This window comes from Planobispora longispora (assembly GCF_016863135.1).
Taxonomy (GTDB): domain Bacteria; phylum Actinomycetota; class Actinomycetes; order Streptosporangiales; family Streptosporangiaceae; genus Planobispora; species Planobispora longispora.
On record NZ_BOOH01000001.1, the window covers coordinates 129739 to 152004 of the forward strand.

Annotated in this window: 23 protein-coding genes and 1 pseudogene; 11 read left to right on the plus strand and 13 right to left on the minus strand. The window is 71.7% G+C overall.

All coding sequences use genetic code 11. From position 1 onward, the window contains the following. The first annotated feature begins 72 nt into the window (after positions 1 to 72). Together Plo01_RS00570 and Plo01_RS00575 are read left to right on the plus strand one after the other, a co-directional pair. Entirely contained in the window at positions 73 to 414 is a 342-nt protein-coding gene (locus tag Plo01_RS00570) for a hypothetical protein (protein WP_203888436.1), read from the plus strand. Between the two features lie 94 nt (positions 415 to 508). Next, the gene (locus Plo01_RS00575) at positions 509 to 1183 is read left to right on the plus strand and encodes a DUF6766 family protein (RefSeq protein ID WP_203888437.1); all 675 of its coding nucleotides are present in this window, start codon (positions 509 to 511) and stop codon (positions 1181 to 1183) included. Between the two features lie 90 nt (positions 1184 to 1273). Here the strand turns inward: Plo01_RS00575 and Plo01_RS00580 are convergent, their stop codons facing one another. From Plo01_RS00580 to Plo01_RS00590, 3 genes and pseudogenes are all read right to left on the minus strand, one after another. Beyond that, entirely contained in the window at positions 1274 to 1621 is a 348-nt protein-coding gene (locus Plo01_RS00580) for a hypothetical protein (protein ID WP_203888438.1), read from the minus strand. A gap of 85 nt (positions 1622 to 1706) precedes the next feature. After that, positions 1707 to 3077, minus strand: coding sequence for a DUF2254 family protein (locus Plo01_RS00585; RefSeq protein WP_203888439.1), 1371 nt, complete (start codon positions 3075 to 3077; stop codon positions 1707 to 1709). Positions 3078 to 3366: 289 nt separating this feature from the next. Next, a pseudogene (locus Plo01_RS00590) lies at positions 3367 to 3755 on the minus strand (aldo/keto reductase); the annotation flags it as partial. A 148-nt stretch (positions 3756 to 3903) separates the two neighbouring features. On the opposite strand from Plo01_RS00590, the gene Plo01_RS00595 reads away from it, so the two are divergent. After that, positions 3904 to 4320 carry a CBS domain-containing protein gene (locus Plo01_RS00595; RefSeq protein WP_203888440.1) on the plus strand — a complete coding sequence of 139 codons (417 nt, stop codon included), beginning with the start codon at positions 3904 to 3906 and terminating at the stop codon, positions 4318 to 4320. 156 nt (positions 4321 to 4476) lie between these two features. Here Plo01_RS00595 and Plo01_RS00600 read toward each other — a convergent pair whose 3' ends face one another. From Plo01_RS00600 to Plo01_RS00620, 5 genes are all read right to left on the minus strand, one after another. Continuing rightward, on the minus strand, positions 4477 to 5391 hold the full coding sequence (locus Plo01_RS00600; protein ID WP_203888441.1) for a carbohydrate ABC transporter permease: 915 nt from the start codon (positions 5389 to 5391) through the stop codon (positions 4477 to 4479). Further along, the gene (locus Plo01_RS00605) at positions 5391 to 6299 is read right to left on the minus strand and encodes a carbohydrate ABC transporter permease (RefSeq protein WP_203888442.1); all 909 of its coding nucleotides are present in this window, start codon (positions 6297 to 6299) and stop codon (positions 5391 to 5393) included. Before Plo01_RS00605 ends, Plo01_RS00600 begins: the two co-directional genes overlap by 1 nt. Before the next feature lie 58 nt (positions 6300 to 6357). Next, positions 6358 to 7728, minus strand: a complete 1371-nt coding sequence (locus Plo01_RS00610) for an extracellular solute-binding protein (protein ID WP_203888443.1) — start codon at positions 7726 to 7728, stop codon at positions 6358 to 6360. Between the two features lie 311 nt (positions 7729 to 8039). Next, entirely contained in the window at positions 8040 to 9695 is a 1656-nt protein-coding gene (locus tag Plo01_RS00615) for a catalase (RefSeq protein WP_203888444.1), read from the minus strand. A 190-nt stretch (positions 9696 to 9885) separates the two neighbouring features. Further along, the gene (locus tag Plo01_RS00620) at positions 9886 to 10281 is read right to left on the minus strand and encodes a ChaB family protein (RefSeq protein WP_203888630.1); all 396 of its coding nucleotides are present in this window, start codon (positions 10279 to 10281) and stop codon (positions 9886 to 9888) included. A 125-nt stretch (positions 10282 to 10406) separates the two neighbouring features. Between Plo01_RS00620 and Plo01_RS00625 the strand changes: the two genes are divergently transcribed. Beyond that, entirely contained in the window at positions 10407 to 10679 is a 273-nt protein-coding gene (locus Plo01_RS00625; RefSeq protein WP_203888445.1) for a hypothetical protein, read from the plus strand. 48 nt (positions 10680 to 10727) lie between these two features. Here Plo01_RS00625 and Plo01_RS00630 read toward each other — a convergent pair whose 3' ends face one another. Beyond that, complete coding sequence (locus Plo01_RS00630; protein WP_203888446.1) at positions 10728 to 11897, minus strand: ROK family transcriptional regulator; 1170 nt, start codon at positions 11895 to 11897, stop codon at positions 10728 to 10730. Positions 11898 to 12041: 144 nt separating this feature from the next. Between Plo01_RS00630 and zwf the strand changes: the two genes are divergently transcribed. The 5 genes from zwf to Plo01_RS00655 all read left to right on the plus strand — a co-directional run bounded on the left by zwf (position 12042) and on the right by Plo01_RS00655 (position 18339). Further along, positions 12042 to 13517: a glucose-6-phosphate dehydrogenase gene (gene zwf, locus Plo01_RS00635; protein WP_203888447.1), complete on the plus strand. Its 1476-nt coding sequence runs from the start codon at positions 12042 to 12044 to the stop codon at positions 13515 to 13517. Positions 13518 to 13564: 47 nt separating this feature from the next. Beyond that, entirely contained in the window at positions 13565 to 15451 is a 1887-nt protein-coding gene (edd, locus tag Plo01_RS00640) for a phosphogluconate dehydratase (RefSeq protein WP_203888448.1), read from the plus strand. Beyond that, entirely contained in the window at positions 15448 to 16410 is a 963-nt protein-coding gene (gene glk / locus Plo01_RS00645) for a glucokinase (RefSeq protein ID WP_203888449.1), read from the plus strand. The genes edd and glk overlap by 4 nt, the downstream gene beginning before the upstream one ends. Next, a complete protein-coding gene (gene eda, locus Plo01_RS00650) occupies positions 16407 to 17027 on the plus strand; it encodes a bifunctional 4-hydroxy-2-oxoglutarate aldolase/2-dehydro-3-deoxy-phosphogluconate aldolase (RefSeq protein WP_203888450.1) in 621 nt (206 codons plus the stop codon). Before glk ends, eda begins: the two co-directional genes overlap by 4 nt. A gap of 148 nt (positions 17028 to 17175) precedes the next feature. Then, complete coding sequence (locus Plo01_RS00655; protein ID WP_203888451.1) at positions 17176 to 18339, plus strand: TIGR03118 family protein; 1164 nt, start codon at positions 17176 to 17178, stop codon at positions 18337 to 18339. A 183-nt stretch (positions 18340 to 18522) separates the two neighbouring features. On the opposite strand, the gene Plo01_RS00660 is transcribed toward Plo01_RS00655, so the two are convergent. Next, on the minus strand, positions 18523 to 18855 hold the full coding sequence (locus Plo01_RS00660) for a TraR/DksA family transcriptional regulator (protein WP_203888452.1): 333 nt from the start codon (positions 18853 to 18855) through the stop codon (positions 18523 to 18525). 225 nt (positions 18856 to 19080) lie between these two features. Next, positions 19081 to 19449, minus strand: coding sequence for a hypothetical protein (locus Plo01_RS00665; RefSeq protein WP_203888453.1), 369 nt, complete (start codon positions 19447 to 19449; stop codon positions 19081 to 19083). A 236-nt stretch (positions 19450 to 19685) separates the two neighbouring features. Here Plo01_RS00665 and Plo01_RS00670 point away from each other — a divergent pair, with 236 nt between their 5' ends. Then, positions 19686 to 20285 carry an AAA family ATPase gene (locus tag Plo01_RS00670; protein ID WP_203888454.1) on the plus strand — a complete coding sequence of 200 codons (600 nt, stop codon included), beginning with the start codon at positions 19686 to 19688 and terminating at the stop codon, positions 20283 to 20285. Positions 20286 to 20350: 65 nt separating this feature from the next. Here Plo01_RS00670 and Plo01_RS00675 read toward each other — a convergent pair whose 3' ends face one another. Further along, on the minus strand, positions 20351 to 20890 hold the full coding sequence (locus Plo01_RS00675) for a DUF6789 family protein (protein WP_203888455.1): 540 nt from the start codon (positions 20888 to 20890) through the stop codon (positions 20351 to 20353). A gap of 338 nt (positions 20891 to 21228) precedes the next feature. On the opposite strand from Plo01_RS00675, the gene Plo01_RS00680 reads away from it, so the two are divergent. Next, a complete protein-coding gene (locus Plo01_RS00680) occupies positions 21229 to 21678 on the plus strand; it encodes a hypothetical protein (RefSeq protein ID WP_203888456.1) in 450 nt (149 codons plus the stop codon). A gap of 105 nt (positions 21679 to 21783) precedes the next feature. Here Plo01_RS00680 and Plo01_RS00685 read toward each other — a convergent pair whose 3' ends face one another. After that, entirely contained in the window at positions 21784 to 22236 is a 453-nt protein-coding gene (locus Plo01_RS00685) for an Lrp/AsnC family transcriptional regulator (RefSeq protein WP_203888457.1), read from the minus strand. Positions 22237 to 22266 lie beyond the last annotated feature (30 nt).

A 22266-nucleotide genomic window follows, 5' to 3' on the forward strand; every position in this document is an offset into this window, starting at 1 on the left:
TGGTCAAGGGGGAAGGGGGAGCCGATGAATCGAAAAATCACTTTTATAGCCACAATGTCTTTTTTAACCGGATTGGCCGGATGTGCGTCCGCCGAGCAGGGGGACGCCGGACAGGCGGCGGAGCGCTTCCACAGCGCGGTGGCGGGCGGCCAGGGCGAGCAGGCGTGCGCGCTGCTGACCCCCCGGGCCGCCGAGAGCCTCCAGAACGGCGATCAGGGGTGCGCCCAGGCCGTCCTCTCCCTGAACCTGTCGGGGGGCGCGATCCGCCAGGCCGAGATCTGGGGAGACGAGGCCCAGGTGCGGCTGGAGCGCGACACCGTCTTCCTGCACCGGTTCCCGCAGGGCTGGCTGGTCCGCGGGGCGGGCTGCCAGGCCCGCGGCGACCTGCCGTACGACTGCGGAGTGGAGGGCTGACATGCGTCTCATGTTCGTCACGACCCTCGTCATCATCGGCGTCGGCCTGGCGTACGTGCTCACCATCGGCCTGCTCAACCGTTAGGGGGACGCCATGCGGAGCTTTCTCAAGGACAACGCCCTGAGCCTGTTCTTCCTGGGCCTGTTCCTGCTGGCTCTGGCCGGCCAGTCGGTGGCGGGCAACGCCGACTACAACGAGCGCCAGCTCGCCGAGGGCGGGACCTCGCTCTCCTGGGCGGCGTACGTCACCTCCTCGGACTTCGCCGTGGACGTGGCGGAGAACTGGCAGTCGGAGTACCTGCAGTTCCTGCTGTTCATCATGGCCACGGTCTGGTTGGTGCAGCGCGGCTCACCCGAATCGAAGGAGCCGGGCAAGGAGGGCACGGAGAGCGACTCCGACCAGCAGGTCGGCCGTCACTCCGAGCCCGACAGCCCCGCCTGGGCCAAGGTGACCGGGCTGCGCCTGAAGCTGTACAGCAACTCCCTGGGCCTGACGATGGGACTGATCTTCCTCCTGTCGTGGCTGGCCCAGTCCCTGGCGGGCCGGGCGGCCCACAACGCCGAACAGCTCGCCCGGATGCAGGACCCGCTGAGCTGGTGGGAGTACGTCGGCTCGGCCGACTTCTGGAACCGCACCCTGCAGAACTGGCAGTCGGAGTTCCTGGCGGTGCTGTCCATGGTCGTGCTCGCCATCTACCTGCGCCAGCGTGGATCACCCGAGTCCAAGCCCGTCGGCGCGGCGCACAAGGCCACCGGCGTCGAGGGATAGCCGGAGTGAGGGTTTCCCCCGCGCGCGGCGGACGCACCGGTTCGCGGCGCCGGCGGCGGACCCGCCGGCGCCGCGCCGTGAACCGGGCGGTCACCTCGGCGACCGGACCCGGCGCAGCTGGAGGGTCAGCTCGACGATGTCGGCGTCGGCGACGTACGCCGCCCCCGTCTTGAGCGCGAAAGTCAGCTCCCGCCACATCGAGCGGCGAGTGTGCCGATAGGGCAGCCCGAGCCGCCAGGTGCCGCCGTCCACGCGGGTCACGGTGTAACTGCCGTGATAGCGGCCGATCGTGTATTCCTTGATCGAGAACACCTCGTAGCCGATCGTGCTGACGGAGTGTCCTTCGGCCAGATCAGCCTCGGCCTCGGCCAGCGCCTTCTGCGAGAGCCGGCAGACGACGACCGAGCGTATCCCCCGCCTGGCCCGCCACAGCAGCATCCCGCTGTGGCGGTCGCCGGACGCGCCGGAAGGAAGGTGGCCGCCCGCACGGCCGGGTGGTGACCGGAGCCCGTCGGCGGCCGGTTCAGCGGTAGCGGAACGGGCGGGGGCCGGTGATGTCGTGGTCGTCGAGGTGGTCGATGAGGTCGCCGTCGCCCAGGCCGTTCTCCCGCACCAGCCGGGGGCCCATGTCGCGGACCTGGTCGGCCATGTCCTCCCGGCCGATCGCGTCGAACGCGGCCCGCAGCTTGGCCAGGCCCCGGCCCATCTCCACGCTGGCCACGTGCGACAGCGTCGCCGGCAGCGCCCGCTGCAGGCTCATGATCGCCACGTCCCGGTCCCGGTCCTCCAGCTGGGGCAGGATCTCGGCCAGGGTGGACAGCGCCACGGCGCAGGTCTGGTGCTGCCGGGAGGAGGTGCTGACCACCACCAGGTCCACCAGGGCGGCCACGATCCGCCGTTGCAGGGCGTCGTCGTAGACCACCGGCAGCGGCCCGCCGTACGCCGCGGCGTCGGGCACCCCGGCGGCGGCGCAGCGGGCCGACAGGTCGCGCAGCGCCCCGACCGAGGCGAGCGCCACGTCGGGGTTCTGCCGGGTGGAGGTCGCCGCCCAGGCCACGTTTCCGAGCTGCTCGATGGCGTGGTCGGGATCGACGTCGGCGTTGCGGATCCGGTCGATCGTGACGCAGTCGAGCACGTCGTCGGCGACCGTACGGCGCTGCGCCTCGCTGCCGCCGCGGATGCGGGCGACGATGTCGCCGTAGGCGAGCAGGTCCCCGATCCGCACCTGGAAGGCGACCTCGACGGCGTCCCCGGTGGGGGCCAGCAGCTTCTCCAGGCGCGCGGTGCTGATGTCGACCACGTAGCCGGTCGCCCGGGTGGTCACCGGGGTCGCCTCGCCGTCGAGGCGGGAGCGGACGTGGGAGCGCGCGAGCAGGGGGAGCTGGCGCAGCCGGGCCGCGAAGGCGAGGTCCTGGATCGAGCGCACCACGGAGGTGGGACGCATCTGGTCGATCATCAGGTAGCCCATGAACACCAGCAGGACCAGCGCCACGGCGGCCAGGATGAGCGCGAGCAGCGCCGCGATCCCGGTCCACTCGGGCCGCATGACGGCCATGACGAGGTAGGTGTAGGTGGCGCAGCCCGCGACGTAGCCGAAGTACGCCTGATTGGCCCTGCGCCGCAGGAACTGGTCGAACACGACGGGGGCGACGGTGGTCGCGGTGTGCGAGATCGCCACCAGCAGCGCCGACAGGGTGAGCGTGGTCACCGTCACCAGGCCGGTCGCGATGACCCGCAACATGCTGATCAGGTTGTCGTGCGGGAAGACGCGGAGGAAGAATCCGCGGATCTCACCGGGCCAGTCCGGCGAGGAGGAGTCGAGGAGAACGGCTCCGGCGGCGAGCGCGACGGAGCCGAGGACCATCAGAAGAGGGGTGAACAGGAACTCCGTCACCGACAGGCGCCACCGGACCCGGAGATCCTGACGGGCGGGGACATAACGCCGTAATCGCGATATCTCTGACACACAGATCGTTACCCGCGCCCCCATCCGGCAAACAGCGGCCGGAGCGCCCCACGGAGGCGACGCCGGCACTCCGGCCCCGCCTCCGGGCGGTCGGAACCCGGGGAACAGCGCGGTGTCCTGCGACGGCCCCTCCGGCTCCGGCCCTCCGGTCAGCCCGCGGCTCTCCAGGTCGGCTTGACCGCCATCATCTGGGCGGTTTCGGCGGGATCCCGGTCGACTGATTCGCGATGATACGGCTGCGCAGGCCGAGCTCGCGGATGACGGTCAGCGCCGACTCGATCTGCGGAGCCGTCCACTCGGAGACACCGAGATAGAGCACCTTGCCCTGGCGGACCAGATCGTCGAAGGCGATCAGGGCCTCTTCCAGGAGCGTCGTCTCATCGAAGCGGTGCGCCTGGTAGAGGTCGATGCAGTCGGTACGCGGACGGCGCAGGGACGCCTCGCAGGACTCCATGATGTGCTTACGGCTCAGACCGCGGTCGTTCGGGCCGTCCGTATGCACGCCACGGCCTGTTCCCGGTCCACCAGCTCGCCATGGGTGAGCCAGTTCCCATAGGTGACCTCACTGATCATCAGGCCGCTGCGCCCGAGGTTGCGGTATTCCATCGGCGACGGGATCCGGCGTCCTCCGTTTGGGACGCGATTTCCCGATTCCCCCTTTCGCGTTAATGATCACAGTATTCGCTTCAGACCGGTTTCATCCGGTTTTCGACGGGCAGCCGCACAAGACCGCAACCCACCGAAAGGAGCGAGAATGCCGACCGCACGGGACATCATGACGTCGAACGCGGAGTGCGTTAACGCCGACGAGACGGTTCTCGACGCCGCCAGGAAGATGGCGCGCCTGGGGGTGGGCTCCCTGCCCATCTGCGGCACGGACGACCGGCTGAAGGGCATGCTGACCGACCGCGACATCGTCGTGAAGGTCCTCGCCCAGGGCAAGGATCCCGGCACCTGCCTGGCCGGCGAGCTGGCCCAGGGCGAGGCCGTGACCATCGGCGCCGACGACGACGCCGCGGAGATCCTCCGGACGATGGCCTCGCACAAGGTGCGCAGGCTCCCGGTGATCGACGGCCACAAGCTGGTCGGGATCGTGGCCCTGGCCGACGTGGCCCGGGCGCTGCCCGACCGGCCCGTCGGGGACCTGCTCGACGCGCTCAGCACGGACTGACGTCCGCCGGACGCCCGTCCCCCGAGACCGGGCCGTCCGGATCGTCGAGGCGAGGGCCGCCCTTCCCGGGAAGGGCGGCCCTCACGGCTTTCCGGTCCCCTGATCTCCTGCTCTCCTGGCCTCCTGGCTTCTTCTCCGGCCCGCCGTACGGGGCCCCTACCCGCGGCGGCCGGTGGTGGCGATGCCCTGGACGAAGTAGCGCTGCCCGAGGAAGAAGATGACGATCAGCGGGAGGGTGGTGACGACGCTCGCCGCCAGGACGATCTCCCACTTGGGATCGCCGCCCTGGTAGAACTGGTCGACGACCGCCTTCAGCCCCCGGGGCAGCGTGTAGAGCGCCGGGTCCTGCAGATAAATCAGCGGCTTCATCAGGTCGAACCAGCTGGCCTTGAGCTCGAAGATGAAGGCGATGATCAGCGCGGGGCGCGACAGCGGCAGCGCGATCCGCCGGAACAGGTCGAGGTACGACGCGCCGTCGACGCGGGCGGCCTCGAAGACGTAGCGGGGCACGCCGAGCAGGAACTGCCGGAGCAGGAAGATGTAGAACGCCGAGCCGAACAGGTTGCCCGCCCAGAGCGGCACCTGGGTGCCGGTCAGCCCCGCCGCGTTCCAGATCAGGAAGGTCGGCACCAGGGTGACCGCGGCGGGCAGCATCATCGTGGCCAGCACGCTGCCGAAGATCAGGTTCCGGCCGGGGAAACGGAAGTAGGCGAACCCGAAGGCCACGAACGCGCTGGACAGGGTGACCGCCAGCGCCGCCGCGACACCGACGATCACCGTGTTGACCAGCCAGGCCAGCATGGGCGCCGCATCCCAGACCGCCGCGTAGTTCTCCGGCCGGAACGGGACCGGCCAGGGGAGGAACGGGTCGGTGAACGTCCGGTCGCGGGGCTTGAGCGAGGCGACGACGAGCCAGACGAACGGGTACAGGAAGACCACCGACGCGGCGGCCAGGACGGTGAGGAAGAAGACCCTCTTGGTGCCCCGGCCAGCCGGGTCGGCCGGCGGGGCCGTCCCGGTCCGGGCGGGGGCGACCTGGACGGTGGCCTGGATCGGTTCCGCCGCCGTCATCAGGCACGCTCCTCGGCCTCGTAGTAGACCAGCCGGTTGCCCACCTTCACCTGGACCAGCGTGATGGCCGCGATCACCAGGAACAGCCCCCACGCCAGCGCCGACGCGTACCCCATGTTCAGGAACTGGAAGGCCTGCTGGAAGAGGTACACGACGTAGAAGAGCGCGGCGTCGCCGTACGACTGCTGGGCCGTCTGGTTGCCGAAGAACATCGTGTAGACCTGGTCGAACATCTGCAGCGAGGTGATCGTGTTGATGATCACCACGAAGAAGAGCGCCGAGCTGATCATCGGCAGGGTCACCGCGCGGAAGCGCTGCCAGGTCCCGGCCCCGTCGATCATCGCGGCCTCGCTCAGCTCCCGGGGGACGTTCCGCAGGGCCGCGAACAGGATGATCGTGGTGGAGCCCAGGTTCCACAGCGACATCACCACGATGCCGGGCAGCACCCAGTCGGGGTCGGTGGTCCACTGCGGTCCCTCGATCCCGAACAGTCCGAGGAACTGGTTGACCATCCCCGCCTGCCCGTTGAGCAGGAAGAGGAAGAGCACGCCGACGGCGACGTACGGGGTCATGGACGGCAGGTAGAAGATCGTCCGGAACGCCCCGGCGGCGCGGCCGGTGATCCGGTTCAGCACCAGGGCCAGGGCGAGCGCCAGGGCGATGGCCAGCGGCACGTGCAGGAGCGTGTAGAAGACGGTGTTGCCGATCGCCCGGGCGACCTTGGGGTCCTCCGCCATCCGCGCGTAGTTGGCCGTCCCGGCGAACTCCGGCGAGCCGATCAGGTCGTATTCGGTGAACGACAGCACCAGGCTGGCGACCATCGGCCCGGCCTGGAAGATCACCAGGCCGATCAGCCACGGCAGCAGGAAGACGTACGCCCAGCGGGTCTCCGGCCGCAGACGCCTCACCGGGTCCCCCCGGCCGCCGTCCCCGTCCCCTCTCCGGCGCCGCCGTACGGCCGGCTGCTCACGAGGTCGCCTCGTCGATGGCCTTCTGCGCCTCGGTCTGCGCCCGCCCGAGGGAGTCGGCGGTCTTCTGGTCGCCCTGCAGCACCCGGATCGCCGCGTCCTCCCAGGCCTTCTTGAACTCGGTCGCCGCCGCCGACTGCGGCACCACGAACCCGGCCTGCTGGACCGAGCGGATCACCTTGACCGCGTCGTCGAACGCCTTCTTCCCGCTCGGCTTCACGATCTCGGAGAAGATCACCTCGTCGGCCTTGGCGTTGCCGGTGTAGGTGCCCGTGTAGGCCTTGCCCTCCTGGGCGCGCTTGTCGGCGCGGGCACGGGCCGCCGCGATCCAGGTGTCCGCCGCGGTCATGGTCTTGATCCACGTGCACGCGGCGTCGGGGTTCTTGGCCCCCTTGGGGACCACCCACGCGTTGCCGCCCACGTTGTTGACCGGGTTGCCCTGGCGGTCCTTGAACGGCAGCACGGTGATGGCGACGTCCGGCGTGGTCCCGGCCATCGCGGTGACCACGAACTGCTCGGTCAGCATCGCGCCGATCTGGTCCTTGACGAACGGGTTGCCCTCACCGAAGTAGTCGAAGGTGTCGGTGAACGCCTTGAGCTTCGTCCAGCCGCCCTGGGCCTCGACGAGCCCGTTCGCGTAGTCCAGCGCCTCGGCGACCTTCGGGTCGTTCAGGTGCGAGGTGCGGCCGTCGGCGCTGAGGATGTCGGCGCCGTTGGCCTTGGCCCACAGCGGGAGGAACTCCGGCAGCTTCGGGTAGAAGCCGAACCGCTCGATCTTGCCGCCCTCGGTCCGCGTCATCTTCTCGGCCAGCTCCGCCAGCCGGTTCCAGTCGGAGGTGTCGATGTCCGCCGGATCGACCCCGGCGTCCTCGGCGGCCTTGTCGTTCACCACCAGGACGATCGAGTTGTAGAACTCCGGGACGCCGTACCACTTGCCGTCGTACTTCACCTGCTGCTGGGCGGCCGGGTAGAAGTCCCCGGTCGGGACGTTCTGCTCGCTGAGGCAGCCGTCCAGCGGCTGGATCGCGCCGCGCGCCGCGTAGCTGCCGATCCGGTCGCGGCTGAGGTAGACGACGTCCGGCGGGTTGCCGGCGGCGACCGCCGACAGGAACGCCTGCTCGTCGAACTGGCCCTCGTTGATCTGGAGGGCGACACCGGGGTTGGCCTTCTTGAAGGCGTCGACGCGGACCTTGGCGATCTCGTCGGGGAGCCCGAAGCCCATCGTGGTCAGCGAGGCCGCGCCGCCGGTTCTCTCACCGCCCTGGTCTCCTCCGGATCCCACCCCGCCGCACGCGGCCAGGGTGGCGACCAGGACGGTGGCCAGGGCCGACGCCGCGGCGCGAGCTGGGTTCACCGGACTGTGGGGCATGGGGGCCTCCTCGCGAGTCATCCGTCCCAGCCCGGCGGGAGCCCGGTCCCGGCGGCGGGCCCGTCGCGGGGAGGGCGCGCTCGCCGGGCAGCCGTTCCCCGGCCGGGCGGTCGTGCTGGGAGAAGCGACTGCCCGGCGAGGCCCGGTTGAATCAACGTTTTCCGGAGAACCGCTTCTCGTCAAGGCCAGTGAACCCTGCCGTCAACAGGGGCGGTCCGTCTCCGGGCGTCGTACCCGCCCTGTCCCCCGGCAGAACGGCGGCGCCCGCGCGGGGACCGGCCCGCGCGGGCGCCGTACGCGTACGCCGTCTCCTACGCCATGACGGCGCGCTCGTTCGGCACGCAGTGGGTCATCTCCAGGCCGGTGACGTCACGCGGCCCGTTCTTGCCCAGCCGGGACAGGCGGTCGCGGTCCTCGTCGGTGAGGTCCTGGCTGGCCAGCGGCTCCAGGTGGGCGACGTCCTCGGGGGCGATGCCGAGCCCCTCCCCCACGCGCAGCCCGAGCTCGTCCTCGACGAGCAGGAAGTGCCAGACCATGCGCTCCTGGATGGGCCGGTCGCACTGCGACAGCAGCGTGACGAAGTTGAGCACGAGGTCGTCGCGCTCCCACTGCTCCATCAGCCGGAAGCGCTGCCCGGCCTGCTTGTAGTCGTTGGTGCGGGGGATGCGCTTGCGGGTGAGCCGCCCGCTGATCATCGGTCCCTGCTCGTCGTGCGTGGGGTACTGCGCCTCGCGCAGGCCGCCGGTGATCGACGGCTCGTAGTTGACGTGCGGGTTCTCCCCCGCGCCGTCCACGAGGTAGGTCATCTGGCCGTCGCGCTGGTTGGTCCGCACGTCGGCGTTCTTGGCCTGGTTGACCGGGAGCTGGAGGTAGTTGGGACCGACCCGGTAGCGCTGGGTGTCGCTGTAGGAGAAGGTCCGGCCGACCAGCATCTTGTCGTCGGAGAAGTCGAGCCCGTCGACCAGGACGCCGGTGCCGAAGGAGATCTGCTCGTTCTCCGCGAAGTTGTTCTCGACGTTGCGGTTGAGCACCAGCGTCCCGACCTTCCGGGCGGGGAACTCGTTCTCGGGCCAGACCTTGGTGTCGTCCAGCGGATCGAAGTCCAGCTCGGGGTGCTCCTCGTCGGTCATGATCTGGACCAGCAGATCCCACTCGGGGTAGTCGCCCCGGTCGATGGCGTCGCGCAGGTCCTTGGTGGCGTGCCCGAGTTCGCCGGCCTGTACGGCCGCCGCGTCCGCCGCCGTCATGCTCCGCACGCCCTGCTTGGGCATCCAGTGGTACTTCACCAGGTGGGTCTCGCCCCGGTCGTTGACCCACTTGTAGGTGTTGACGCCGAAGCCCTGCTGGTGCCGGTAGTCGGCGGGGATGCCGCGCGGGCTGAACAGGTTGACCAGCATGTGCATGGCCTCGGGCGTCTGCGACATGAAGTCGAAGATCCGGTTGGGCTCCTGGCGGAACGTCACCGGGTCCGGCTTGAGGGCGTGGATGACGTCGGGGAACTTGATGGCGTCCCGGATGAAGAAGACGGCCAGGTTGTTGCCCACGAGGTCCCAGTTGCCGTCCTCGGTGTAGAACTTCACCGCGAACCCGCGCGGGTCGCGCGCGGCCTCGGAGGAGTCCCGGCCGCCGATCACGGTGGAGAAGCGCAGGGCCACGTCGGTGCGCTTGCCCGCCTCCTGGAACAGCTTGGCCCGGGTGTAGCGGGCGATCGGCTCGTCGCCGAGGAAGCCGGTGGCCTCGAAGTAGCCGTAGGCGGTCGCGCCCCGGGCGTGCACCACCCGCTCGGGGATGCGTTCGCGGTCGAAGTGGCTGATCTTCTCGAGGAACTGGTAGTTCTCCAGCGTGGCGGGCCCCCGGGAGCCCACCGTGCGCTGGTTCTGGTTGTCGTAGACCGGGTGGCCCTGCCGGTTGGTCAGCACCGGGCGCTCATCGCCCGGACCCGGACCCATGCTCGACACGTCCGTCATGGTGACGTCTCCCTCCGTGCGCGCTAGCTTCCGGCCTTCCTTTCCGATGGCACACCGCTTATAGCTCAGGGAGAAAGAATTTTCATCAAAACGGACAGCCCTCCGGTCGTCGCGGCCCGCCGCCGGGAGCGCGGCGCCACCCGCGGGATCGGCGGCCCCGGGGACGGGTGGCCGATCGGGCCGGCCCCGGTCAGCGGGCCTCGGCCGTGGCCTTCCGGTTGGCCTTCTTGATCGCCTCGACGAGCTGGGGCTTGCTCATGGTTGAGCGCCCCTTGACGTCCAGGCGCCGCGCCAGGTCGTACAGGTGCTCCTTGGAGGCGTTGGCGTCCACGCCCTCGGCGGTCCTGCCCGCCTTCGGCGTGCTCTTCTTCGCCTGGGCGTCCGAAGGGCCCTTGCCGCCCTTCTTGGGCTCCCAGTGGTCGCCCACCTTCTCGAAGGAGTGCTTCAGCGCGGCGAAGGCCGTACGGTGGGCCCGCTCGCCCTCCCCGTAGGTCTCCACGGCGGAGTCGTGCGCCTTGATCCACGTCTCCTGCGCCTTCTTCGGGGATCGGCGCAGGGTCGACGGCAGCTCTTCACGTGCCGGCATCTCGAAACTCACCTCTTCTCCTTCTCTGATCGCCGGAGCCCCCTGCCCGATCGTCCCCGGATCATGCGGCGTGCATGGGAGGGGCCCGGGCGGGTACGGGAGGCCTGATGCTGAGGAGGGGAAACATGACGTACGAACCGCAACAGCCGGAGCAGCTGTCGAAGACCGGCAAGCCGATGGTCCCGGCGACGCCCCGTGACGTGGCGCACATCCGCATCGGCTCCTTCGCCCTGCTCGCCGCGCTCGCCATCGGCGGTCTCGCCTTCGCCGGCGGCCTCGTCTGGCTGAGCGTCGTGATGGTGGTGCTCGCGCTGGTGGCGGCCGTCGACATCGCGGTGGCCATCCGCCGCCAGAACCAGAGCCGCAGGACGCGCGGAGGCATGACGGAAGCGGGCTGAGAGGCCCTGCGGCGGGCCGTGGGGGAGCACGGCCCGTACCGGGGCCGGTCAGGCGAGGGCGTCGACGGCCTCGGGGGCCAGGATGTGGTCGAGGACCATGTGGGCGCAGCCGGTGATGCCCGCCCCGGGACCGAGACGGCTGCGCTCGATGCGCAGATTCCGGGTGGACAGGGCGGTGGAGCGGCGGTAGACGACCTCGCGGACGCCGGACACCAGCGGCTGGAACGCCTCCGCGACGTCGCCGCCGAGGACGACCACGGCCGGATTGAGGATGTTGACCGCGGTGGCGACGACCTCGCCGAGCATCCGGGCGGCGTCGCGGATCACCGCCATCGTCTCGGCGTCGCCCGCGCGGACCAGCGCGACCGCGTCGGCCAGGGTCTTGACGTCGCGGCCCCGCTCCCGCAGGGTCCGCAGGATCGAGGTGGCGCTGGCGACCGAGTCGAGGCAGTCGGTGTTGCCGCAGCGGCAGAGCACCCCCCCGCCGTGGCGGACCGGGATGTGGCCGATCTCCCCGGCGGCGCCCAGCGCGCCGCGCAGGATCTCGCCGCCCGCGATGACGCCCGCGCCGATCCGGGTGGAGACCTTGATGAACAGCAGGTCGTCGGCCTCGCCGGCGTAGATCGCGCGATGCTCGCCGATGGCGATCACGTTCACGTCGTTGTCGAGGAAGACCGGGCCCGGGAAGCGCTCCTCGATGATCGGCGGGATCGCCACGCCGGTCCAGTTGGCCATGATGCGGGCGCTCTCGGTGCGGCGGGCCGCGAACTCCACGGTCGCGGGCACGCCCAGGCCGACGCCGCGGACCTGTGAGACGGGACGGTCGCCGAGGAGCTCGCTCCAGGTCTGCATGACCAGGGGCAGCACGACGGCGGGGCCGTCCTCCACGTCGATGCCGAGGTCGGCGCGGTCCAGCACGGATCCGGCGAGGTCGCAGACGGCGATCTGGGTGCGGCTGGCGCCCAGGGCGCCCACCAGCACGACCCCTCCGGAGGCGTTGAAGGCCAGCCGGGTCGGCGGGCGGCCGCCGGTGGAGGGTCCCTCGGTGTCCTCCACCACCAGGCGGCGGTCCAGCAGCTCGGTGACGCGCAGGGAGACGGCGGGCCGGGACAGGCCGGTGACCCGCCCGATGTCCGCGCGCGTGACGGCCTCGCCCGTGCGGATGAGGCGGAGGACCTCACCGCTCGTGGCGAGCGCGGTGGCGGGACGTCGAGGCATCGGCTCAGTGAACCACACCCGCTTAGGAAATGAAAAGTTCAAACTTTCTCATCTCAAATTACAAAACTCCGCTTGTGTGAAGCGCAAGACATGGCTAGTGTCCGATCTATCCCTGAACCGGAAGATCAAGTACGGAGCTCCCCCATGTCCGAGACCCCTCAGCCCGCCGATCTGATCGTCTTCGGCGGCACAGGTGACCTCTCCATGCGGAAGCTCCTGCCCGCGCTCTACCACGCCGACCGCGACGGCCTGCTCGCCGCCGAGACCCGGATCATCGCGATGTCCCGCGGCGGGCTCGACGACGACGACTTCCGCGGCAAGGTGGACGCCGAGGTGCGGGGCTCGGTGCCGGTGGACGACCTCGCCACCTGGCAGCGCTTCCTCACCCGCCTGCACCACGTCACCATCGACATCGGCGGCCAGGACCCGACCGGCTGGGCGCGGCTCACCGCCATGCTCGCCGGGCACGAGCAGCGGGCCCGGGTCTTCTACCTGGCCAGCCCGCCCATGACCTTCGGCCCGTTCTGCCGCGAGGCGCACCGCGCCGGCCTGGTCACCCCCGCCTCCCGGGTGGTGCTGGAGAAGCCCCTCGGCCGCGACCTGGCCAGCGCCCAGCACATCAACGACGAGGTCGGCGCGATCTTCCACGAGCGGCAGATCTTCCGCATCGACCACTACCTGGGCAAGGAGACGGTCCAGAACCTGCTGGTGCTCCGCTTCGCCAACGCGTTCCTGGAGCCGATCTGGAACTCCCTGTGGATCGACCACGTCCAGATCACCGCCGCCGAGACCGTCGGCACGCCCGGCCGCCGCGGCTACTACGACCACGCCGGCGCGCTGCGCGACATGGTCCAGAACCACCTGCTCCAGCTGCTGTGCCTGGTCGCCATGGAGCCCCCGGCCCGCAACGACCGCGAGTCCATCCGCGACGAGAAGGTCAAGGTCCTGGAGTCGCTGCGGCCGATCGTCGGCGGCGAGGTGGACCGCTTCACCGTCCGCGGGCAGTACACCGCGGGCGTCTCCGGCGACGTGCAGGTCCCCGGCTACCTCGACGAGCCCGACAACACCCCGCCCACCGAGGCCTCCCAGCGGGTCGAGACCTTCGCCGCCATCCGCGCCGAGGTGAAGAACTGGCGCTGGGCGGGCGTGCCGTTCTACCTGCGCACCGGCAAGCGTATGCCGTACCGGTCCTCGGAGATCGTGGTGCAGTTCAAGGAAGTACCCCACTCGATCTTCCCGGGCAGCACGCCCAACCGGCTGGTGCTGCGGCTGCAGCCGAGCGAGGGCATCCGGCTGGAGCTGATGGCCAAGGAGCCGGGCGCGGGCGAGGTGGCGCTCAAGCCGGTCCCGCTGAGCCTGAGCTTCGCCGACACCTTCACCGCCCGCGTGCCCGACGCCTACGAGCGGCTGCTCATGGACGTCCTGGCCGGGAACCCGACGCTGTTCATGCGGCGCGACGAGGTGGAGGCCGCCTGGCGGTGGATCGACCCGATCCTCGCCGAGTGGGAGTCGCAGAGCCTGCTTCCCGAGCCCTACCCGGCGGGCACCGCGGGCCCCGCCGGAGCGCACGAACTCCTCGCCCGCAGCGGCCGCACCTGGCACGAGGAGGACCTCGCATGAACCTCACCCGCAATCCCGACCGACGCGAACCCAATGGAGGAGGCCGGATGCACCCCGTCGTCCGAGAGGTCACCGACCGCCTGATCGAGCGCAGCCGCGCCAGCCGCACCGCCTACCTGGCCCGGCTCGACGCCGAGGCCGAGGCGGCCCGCGAGCGCGGTCCCGCCCGTTCCGCCCTGGGCTGCGCCAACCTGGCGCACGGTTTCGCCGGCGCCCCGGAGACCGACAAGCCCGACCTGCGCGCCTTCGTCCGGCCGGGCGTGGCGATCGTGTCCAGCTACAACGACATGCTCTCGGCGCACCAGCCGTACGAGACCTACCCGCCGATCCTGAAGGCGGCGGTCCGCGCGGCGGGCGGCATCGCCCAGTTCGCCGGCGGCGTGCCCGCGATGTGCGACGGCATCACGCAGGGCCGCGCGGGCATGGAGCTGTCGCTCTACAGCCGCGAGGTCATCGCGATGGCCACCGCGATCGCGCTCTCCCACGACATGTTCGACGCCTCGCTCATGCTGGGCGTCTGCGACAAGATCGTGCCGGGCCTGCTGATCGGCGCGCTGCACTTCGGCCACCTGCCCGCGGTGTTCGTGCCCGCCGGTCCGATGACCTCCGGCCTGCCCAACAAGGCCAAGGCCCGCACCCGGCAGCTGTTCGCCGAGGGCAAGGTCGGCAAGGCCGAGCTGCTGGACTCCGAGATGCAGTCCTACCACTCCCCCGGCACCTGCACCTTCTACGGCACCGCCAACTCCAACCAGGTCATGATCGAGGTCATGGGCCTGCACCTGCCGGGCTCGACGTTCGTCAACCCGCGCACCGAGCTGCGCGAGGCCCTGACCAGGGCCGCGGGCAGGCGGGCGGTGGAGATCACCGCGCACGGCGCCGAGTACGCCCCCGTCGGCCGGGTGGTCGACGAGAAGGCGATCGTCAACGCCTGCGTGGCGCTGCTGGCCACCGGCGGCTCGACCAACCACACCATGCACCTCGTCGCCATCGCCGCGGCGGCCGGCGTCGAGCTGCTCTGGGACGACCTGGCCGACCTGTCCAAGGCCGTGCCGCTGCTGACCCGGATGTACCCCAACGGCCAGGCCGACGTGAACCACTTCCAGGCCGCGGGCGGCATGCAGGTGCTCATCGGCGACCTGCTCGACGCGGGGCTGCTCCACAACGACGTGCTCACGATCGCCGGCCAGGGGCTCGACCACTACCGCTCCGCCGCCGATTTGAAGGACGGCGAGCTGGTCTGGGCCGAGCGGACCGAGGGCAGCGCCGACCTCGACGTGCTCCGGCCGGTGAGCGACCCGTTCTCCGCCGACGGCGGCACCCAGATGCTCGACGGCAACCTGGGCCGCGCGGTCATCAAGGTCTCCGCCGTCAAGAAGGAGCACCTGGTGGTCGAGGCCCCGGCCAAGGTCTTCGACGACCAGCTGGAGCTGCTGCGCGCCTTCGAGGCGGGCGAGCTGGACGGGCAGGACTTCGTGGCGGTCATCCGCTACCAGGGCCCCAGCGCCAACGGCATGCCCGAGCTGCACAAGCTCACCCCGCCGATGGCGGTGCTGCTGGACCGCGGCCAGAAGGTGGCGATCGTCACCGACGGCCGCATGTCGGGCGCCTCGGGCAAGGTCCCGGCCGCCATCCACCTGTCGCCCGAGGCCGCCCGCGGGGGCCCGATCGCGCTGGTCCAGGACGGCGACCCGATCCGCCTCGACTCGGTGGCGGGCACCCTGGAGCTGCTCGTCCCGGCCGGGGAGCTGGCCGCCCGCACCCCGCAGGGCGCGCCGCTCACCGACGCCCAGTGGGTGGGCACCGGCCGCGAGCTGTTCGAGGCGTTCCGCCGTACGGCCGGGCCCGCCGAGCGCGGCGCCGGCATCTTCGCCCTCAACGGCCGCTCCGAGAGCCTGGCCGGCGCAGGCCCGGCGGAGGGGGACGGGGCGGCGTGACGACACCCTGGCTCGTCGCCGACGTCGGCGGCACCAACGCCCGTTTCGGCCTGATCACCGAGCCGGGCGGGCAGCCCGAGGCGGTGGCCGTACTGACCGGAAAAGACCACGCGGGTCTTCCCGAAGCCGTAGCCGCCTATCTCGCGGAGCACGCGGGCGGAGTTCGGCCGGGAGCGGCCTGCATCGCGATCGCCGGCCCGATCGACGGCGACCGCTACCGGCTGACCAACGCCGGATGGTCGGGCTCGGTCCGCGACCTGGGGATCGCCCGTGTCGAGCTGCTCAACGACTTCGAGGCGCTCGCCGCCTCCCTGCCCCACCTGACCGGCGGCGACCTGCTCTCCCTCGGCGGCCCCGAGCCCTCGCGCGGGGTCAAGGCGGTGCTCGGCCCCGGGACGGGGATGGGCGTCGCCGGGCTGGTGCCCGCCGCGGAGGGCTGGGTGCCGATTCCGGGCGAGGGCGGGCACGTCACCGTGCCGGTCCTGGACGAGCGGGACCACGAGATCGTCCGGGCGCTGCGCGCGGACGGCCTGGAGCACGTGGTGGCCGAGCACCTGCTGTCGGGTCCGGGCCTGGCCCGGATCCACCGCGGCCTGGCCAGGGTCCACGGCGTGGACGCGCCGTCCCTGTCCCCCGCGGACATCGTGGCGCGGCTGGACGACTCCCTGTGCGCCGAGACCGTCGAGGTCTTCTGCGGCCTGCTCGGCACCTTCGCCGGGAACGTCGCGCTGACCCTGGGCGCCCGCGGCGGCGTCTACCTGGGCGGCGGCGTGCTGCCCCGTATCGTGGACCGGGTGCGCGCCAGCGACTTCCGGCGCCGCTTCGAGGCCAGCCCGGCGCTCGGCGACTACCTGTCCGCCATCGCCACGACGCTGATCGTGGCGCCGCAACCCGCGCTCACCGGCGCGGCGGCCTGGCTGCGCCAGCGCCTGACCACCTCTCCGATGGAGTACGCATGAGCCTTCTCGACATCGCCCCGGTGATCCCGGTCGTCGTCATCGACGACCTGGAGACCGCGGTGCCCCTGGCGCGCGCCCTGGTGGCGGGCGGCCTGCCGGTCATCGAGGTCACGCTGCGCACCGCCCCCGCGCTGGAGGCGGTCCGGCGGATCGCCGCGGAGGTCCCCGAGGCGGTGATCGGCACCGGGACCGTCCGGACCGCCGACGACGTGCGCGCCTCCGCGCAGGCGGGAGCGAAGTTCCTGGTCAGCCCGGGCAGCACGGCCGCCTTGGTGGACGCCATGGAGGGCAGCGGCCTGCCGTTCCTGGCGGGGGTGGCGACCGCGTCGGAGGTCATGGCGCTGGCCGAGCGCGGGCTGACCGAGATGAAGTTCTTCCCGGCCGAGGCCGCGGGCGGGCTGCCGTACCTGAAGTCGCTGGGCGGTCCCCTGCCCGGCGTGCGGTTCTGCCCGACGGGCGGGATCAAGCTCGCCACGGCCCCCGACTACCTCGCGCTGCCGAACGTCGGCTGCGTGGGCGGGACCTGGCTCACCCCGGCCGACGCCCTGGCCACGGGCGACTACGCCCGGATCGAGAAGCTGGCCGCCGAGGCGGCGGCGCTGCGCCCCGCCGGCTGACCCTCCGGACCCCCGGCCCGGCCGGGTGGACGTCCCGGTTCAGTGATCGCGCCGCCCGGCGCCCGCCCCGCCCGGCGCGGTCACTGAACCGGGCACCCGCCCCACGCGTATCTCGCGGCGACAGCACTCCCGGACAGAGGAGGCATCAATGCGAGCACGCACCGTCACGACCTGTACGGCTCTGCTGGCTCTCGCGGCCGGTACGGCGCACGCCGCGACCGGCGGCGAGGGCCACGGCCAGACCCAGACGCGCAGCCGTTTCACCGTCACCAACCTGGTATCGGACGTCAGGGGCCGGGCCGCGGTGACCGACCCCGCACTGATCAACCCGTGGGGCATGGCCATGGGCAAGACGTTGTGGGTGTCGGCCACCGGCGGCGACCTGGCCACCGTCTACTCCGGCGGCCGGGGAGGCGTGAAACAGGAGAAGACCCGGGTCCGCGTCCCCGGCGGCAGGCCCACCGGGCAGGTGGTCAACCCGGGCCAGGAGTTCACCGTGAAGGGTCCGGGCGGGCAGGGCCCCGCGACGTTCATCTTCGCCAGCCCCAGCGGGGCGATCACCGGCTGGAACGCCCAGGCCGACCCCGACGACGCGATCATCGGCGCGTTCGTGCGCGGCGCCGACTTCAAGGGCCTCGCCCTGGCCCAGACCAACCGGGGGCCGCGGCTGCTGGCCGCCGACTTCGCGCACAACCGCGTCCACGTCTTCGACGGCGACTTCGACCGCCTGCGCACGCACCGGCGCGCGTTCCGCGATCCCGCCCTGCCCCGTGACTACTCGGCGTTCAACGTCGAGGTCGTGGGCCGCTCCGTCCTCGTGGCCTACGCCAAACGCGATCCGGAGACCGGCAAGGCGGTGGCGGGGCCGGGCAAGGGGTTCGTCAGCCAGTTCGACGGCGACGGCCGGTTCGTGGGCCGCTTCGCCGCCCGCGGCGCGCTGAACGCCCCCTGGGCGATGACGCTCGCCCCCCGCGACTTCGGCGCCCGCTCCGGCACGCTGCTGGTGGGCAACTTCGGCGACGGGCGGATCAACGCCTACGACCCGCGCACCGGCCGCCTGCTCGGGCCGCTGCGCACCTCCGGCGGCCGGCCGATCACGCTGGGCGGCCTGTGGGACCTGGAGCCCGGCACCGCGACGGTGGGCGGCGAGGACGCCCTGTGGTTCAGCGCGGGCGTCGACGGCGGCGCGCACGGCCTGGTCGGCCTGATCCGCCCGGCGGGGGCGGGGCGGGGGGCCTCGGCGCCGCCCTCCGCCCCACCGGCGGCGCCCTCCCCGTCCGCGACGACCTCGGCGCCGGGCTCCTCCTACTGACCGGTCCGTCCCGCCCCGGGCGGGCCCGGGAGCCGCGGGGCCCGCGGGGAGGCGCGAGCCGTCCCGGAGCGGGGCGGCCGGCCCGGAGGGGAGAAGCCCCACCGCTCCGGACCGGCCGCCCAGCGGGTCCCGACGGGTCTCAGCGGACCTCAGTGGGACTCGGCCCGGCGGGGTCCGCCGACCTCAGCGGACCTCCCGGCGGCGCTGGCAGCCCACGCAGAAGGCCGCCAGCGGACGCGCCTTGAGGCGCTCGAACGGGATGTCCGCGCCGCAGCCCTCGCAGCGGCCGTAGACCAGTTCCGCGATGTTCCGCAGGGCGGCGCGCACGACGGCGATGTTGCGCTCGACGGAGACGATGTCGGCGAGGACATCCGGCTTGGCGGAGACTTCCACCGCGTCGTCGTTCACCGCGGCCTCCAGCTCGGCCAGTCGCTTGGTCCAGCGGAACAGCTGCCCTCGCAGCTCCTCGCGGATGGAAGCCAGCTGGACGTCGCTGAGACGGACGTCTGCGGTCATGGTGATCAGATCCTTTCGGGAAGCGGGATCAGGGCATGCCGCGGGCCGCCGGGACCGGGCCGGAGAAAGGCGGCCGGGTCCGCGCGGCGCCCGCGGAGTGACGCGCCGCCGTACTCGGGCATGGCGCGGGGGCCTCCGCCGAGCCCGCTGCTCGGTGGAGGCCGGGAAACGCCCGGCGGAGGCCGGGGAAGGTCCGGCGGAGGCCGGGAGAAGAGGAAGGACCGCTCAGCGGGCCGGAGGGCTGCGCGGGGTGACGGCCCGCTGCGCCACCCGCCTGGGGTCACCCGCCGGACGGACGTCGTACCGGGCGAGCCGTACGAGGACGGGAACCTCCGCCGACGTCCCCGTGAACGTCAGGGAGCGCGGCTGTCCCGGAGCCGGAAGGTGCTCGGCCCCGCCGGACAGGGCCCTCGGCGCGGTCGACGGGTGCGTGTCGGTGCCCTGGAGGACCCAGAGGGCGGCGCCGGTTCCGGCGGAACGCCACCCGCCGGACCACGGAGAGGGAGCGGCGGCCGACAGGACGACCGCCAGAACCAGCCCCACCACGGCCGCTACGGCGGTGGGCCTGCGTGTTCCCCACTGCGGTCCCCTCATCACCTGGACCATAGCCCACCGCCCGGGAAAGGGCACTCCGCCGCCGGGGGGCTCCCCCTCCCACCGGCCGCGGACGCGCTCCGGTCCGCGGGCGCGGGTCACGACCCGGGGCGGGCGGGCGCGGCCGGAACCGCCCCGGGGGATGCCCGGCCTCTCCCATGTGCCGAAGAGGTCCTGGCAGCACGCATGATTGGAGGACGGTCTCCCTGATCTCCCGACCCCCATGCGAGGTGCACGTGGCCGCTACACCGGCCTGCCCGCCGTCCGTCGAGGACCTGACCTATCCGGCGGCATCCCTGGTGCTGATCACCGGCCTGCCCGGCGCGGGCAAGAGCACCCTGCTGGACCGGTTGTACGGCCTGCGCGGCGACGAGACCGGGCCGGTGACGGCCGGTGACACCGTGGTGATCGACTCGCGGCAGGCCCGCGCGTGGTGGGCGCCCCGTCTCGCCCCGCTCCCGCCGCGCCTGCGCACCCCGATCGTGCACGCCACCCACATGGCGCGCATCGTCAGCGCGGTGCTCCGCGGCCGGACGGTCGTCGCGCACAGCCGGGGCACCTGGCCGCACATCGTGTACGGCCTGGCCTGGATCGCCCGCCTGTCCGGCGCCGGGATGCACCTCGTCATGCTCGACGTCGATCCCCGGACGGCCCGCGAGGGACAGCTCTCCCGCGGCCGGGTCGTGGCCCCCGCCCTCTTCGCCCGGCACTGCCGCCGCTGGCAGCGGCTGGTCGCCCGCGCCCGCACCGGAACGCTCCCCCCGGCGGCGAGCGTCACGGTCCTCGACCGGCCCGCCGCCGACCTGCTGCGGGCCATCACCTTCGGCAAACGCTGAGACCGGGGGCCGGCTCGGCCCGCCTCACGCCCGCGAGAACCCCGGCCCCGACCGCCCGGCCCGCCTCAGGCCCAGAAAAGGGCCATGTCCGAAGCGCCGCCCATCGCGAACACCGCGGCCGGGGACTCACGGGTCGATTCGTCACGGCCCGCGTCGCGGTCCGGGAGGTCGCGGTTCAGGCGGCTCATCGCGGCGGCGAGCGCGGCGCCGTACACCACGTGACCGGCCCCCATCACCGCGACGCGGCCCGGCCGGTCGCGGGAGATCGGCGGCAGGATGCCGAGCGCGGGCACCCACCCCTGGTAGCTGGCCAGCCAGATCGCCAGGGCGTACCCGACTCCGGCCGGGACCGGGGGGCGGTGTCCCCGCGCCAGCAGGCCGAACAGCGCGCCTCCGGCGGCGCCGAACCCCGCGTGCGCGAGGGCGCCGAGCACCCCCTCGCCCGGCTTCGGCCGGTGCCGGTTCCCCGGCAGGAACGCGCGGGTGATGCGCTTGGGCGGCTGGTCGCGCATCAGCCCGGCCCGGTCCCCGGCGACCATCACCACGCTCATCGCGGCGGTGGCGAGCAACCCGGCCACGCTCCCTCGCACGAGACCACGGATCATCAGGGCCACTCCCCGGTTCGCTCGACGTCTCCAGCGCAGACCGACTCCCCGGCACACCGCCCGCCAAACAACCCACGGCGATCGGCATCGCCGTGGCACCGGTTACGGGCGGGGTGGAGCCGAAGGATGAGAACGGCGCACCAGGTCGCTTCCCGGGGTTCCCCTGATGATTTCCAGTGCGGCTGGAGAGGGTGCGAACCTGGTCCGAGAAAGACTCGAAACATCTACTCTTACAGCGATCACAGCTCATGTAAATGATATTCGAATGCCGTCGAATCCCTATCGGTGCGCGCTTCCGCCTTGGTTCACTCTTACGGAACCTACAGAAGGAGAACAGAATGGCTTCGCGCACGCTGTCCACCGCCGTCTCGTTGACCGTGGCGGCGGTGTCACTGGTCGCACTGAGCACAGGTTCTGCGAACGCCGCCTCTTGCGGCGAATCCACCAGTATCAACGTCTCCTCCTCCCTGCTGAAATCGCAATCGGTGTGGACGGACACCGACCACGGCTGGCGGCAGGTGACCGTCGAACTCCGGCAGGCAGGGATTTTTGGCGGTTCGGTTAAGGACCGGTCCTACGCCCAGATGAAGGGCCACAGGTCCGGCGACCTGACATGGGTCGATCGATCCGGCGACGGTGGAAGCACCTGGGCGCAATGCGGTCTGGGAAACCGCGCCAAAAGTCCGGCCTACAAGCACAGATATATGACCATGCGCGCATGCATGGCCGTCTGGAAGTCAGGGGTCAGTAAGACTTATTGCACGTACTGGCACTACGACGCCGACTAGAAGACCACCGAGAACCCTGCGTTCCGGCCCCGCCTCAGAGGCCCGCACCGACGTGCGGGCCCCACCTTCCGGGGGCGCGCCACCGCGCCACCGCGCCCCCGGAGCTCACAGCGGGAGCACGCCGCCGGGCTTGAGGGCCTTCATCGCGATCTGCGAGGTGAGCTTGTCCAGGCCGGGCAGGCGGCCGAGCCTCTCCAGGCGGAGCTGGCTGTAGGCCTCCATGTCGGGCACCGCGACCCGCAGCACGTAGTCGGGGTGGCCGAACATGCGCAGGCACTCGACGACGTCGTCGATCTCCATCACGGCCGCCTCGAAGGCGGTGACGGTCTCGGCGTCCTGCCCCTTCAGCTCGACGTAGGCCAGGACCTGGAACCCGCGGCCCACCGCGGCCGGATCGATCACGGCCCGGTAGCCGCGGATCACCCCCGTCTCCTCCAGGTTGCGGACCCGGCGCAGGCACGGCGAGGGCGTCAGCCGTACCCGCTCGGCCAGTTCCTGGTTGCTCAGCCGCCCCTCCACCTGCAGGAGGCTCAGAATTGCGCGATCCGTGGCATCCATGGCAGCGGATGCTAACGCATCTGGAAATGA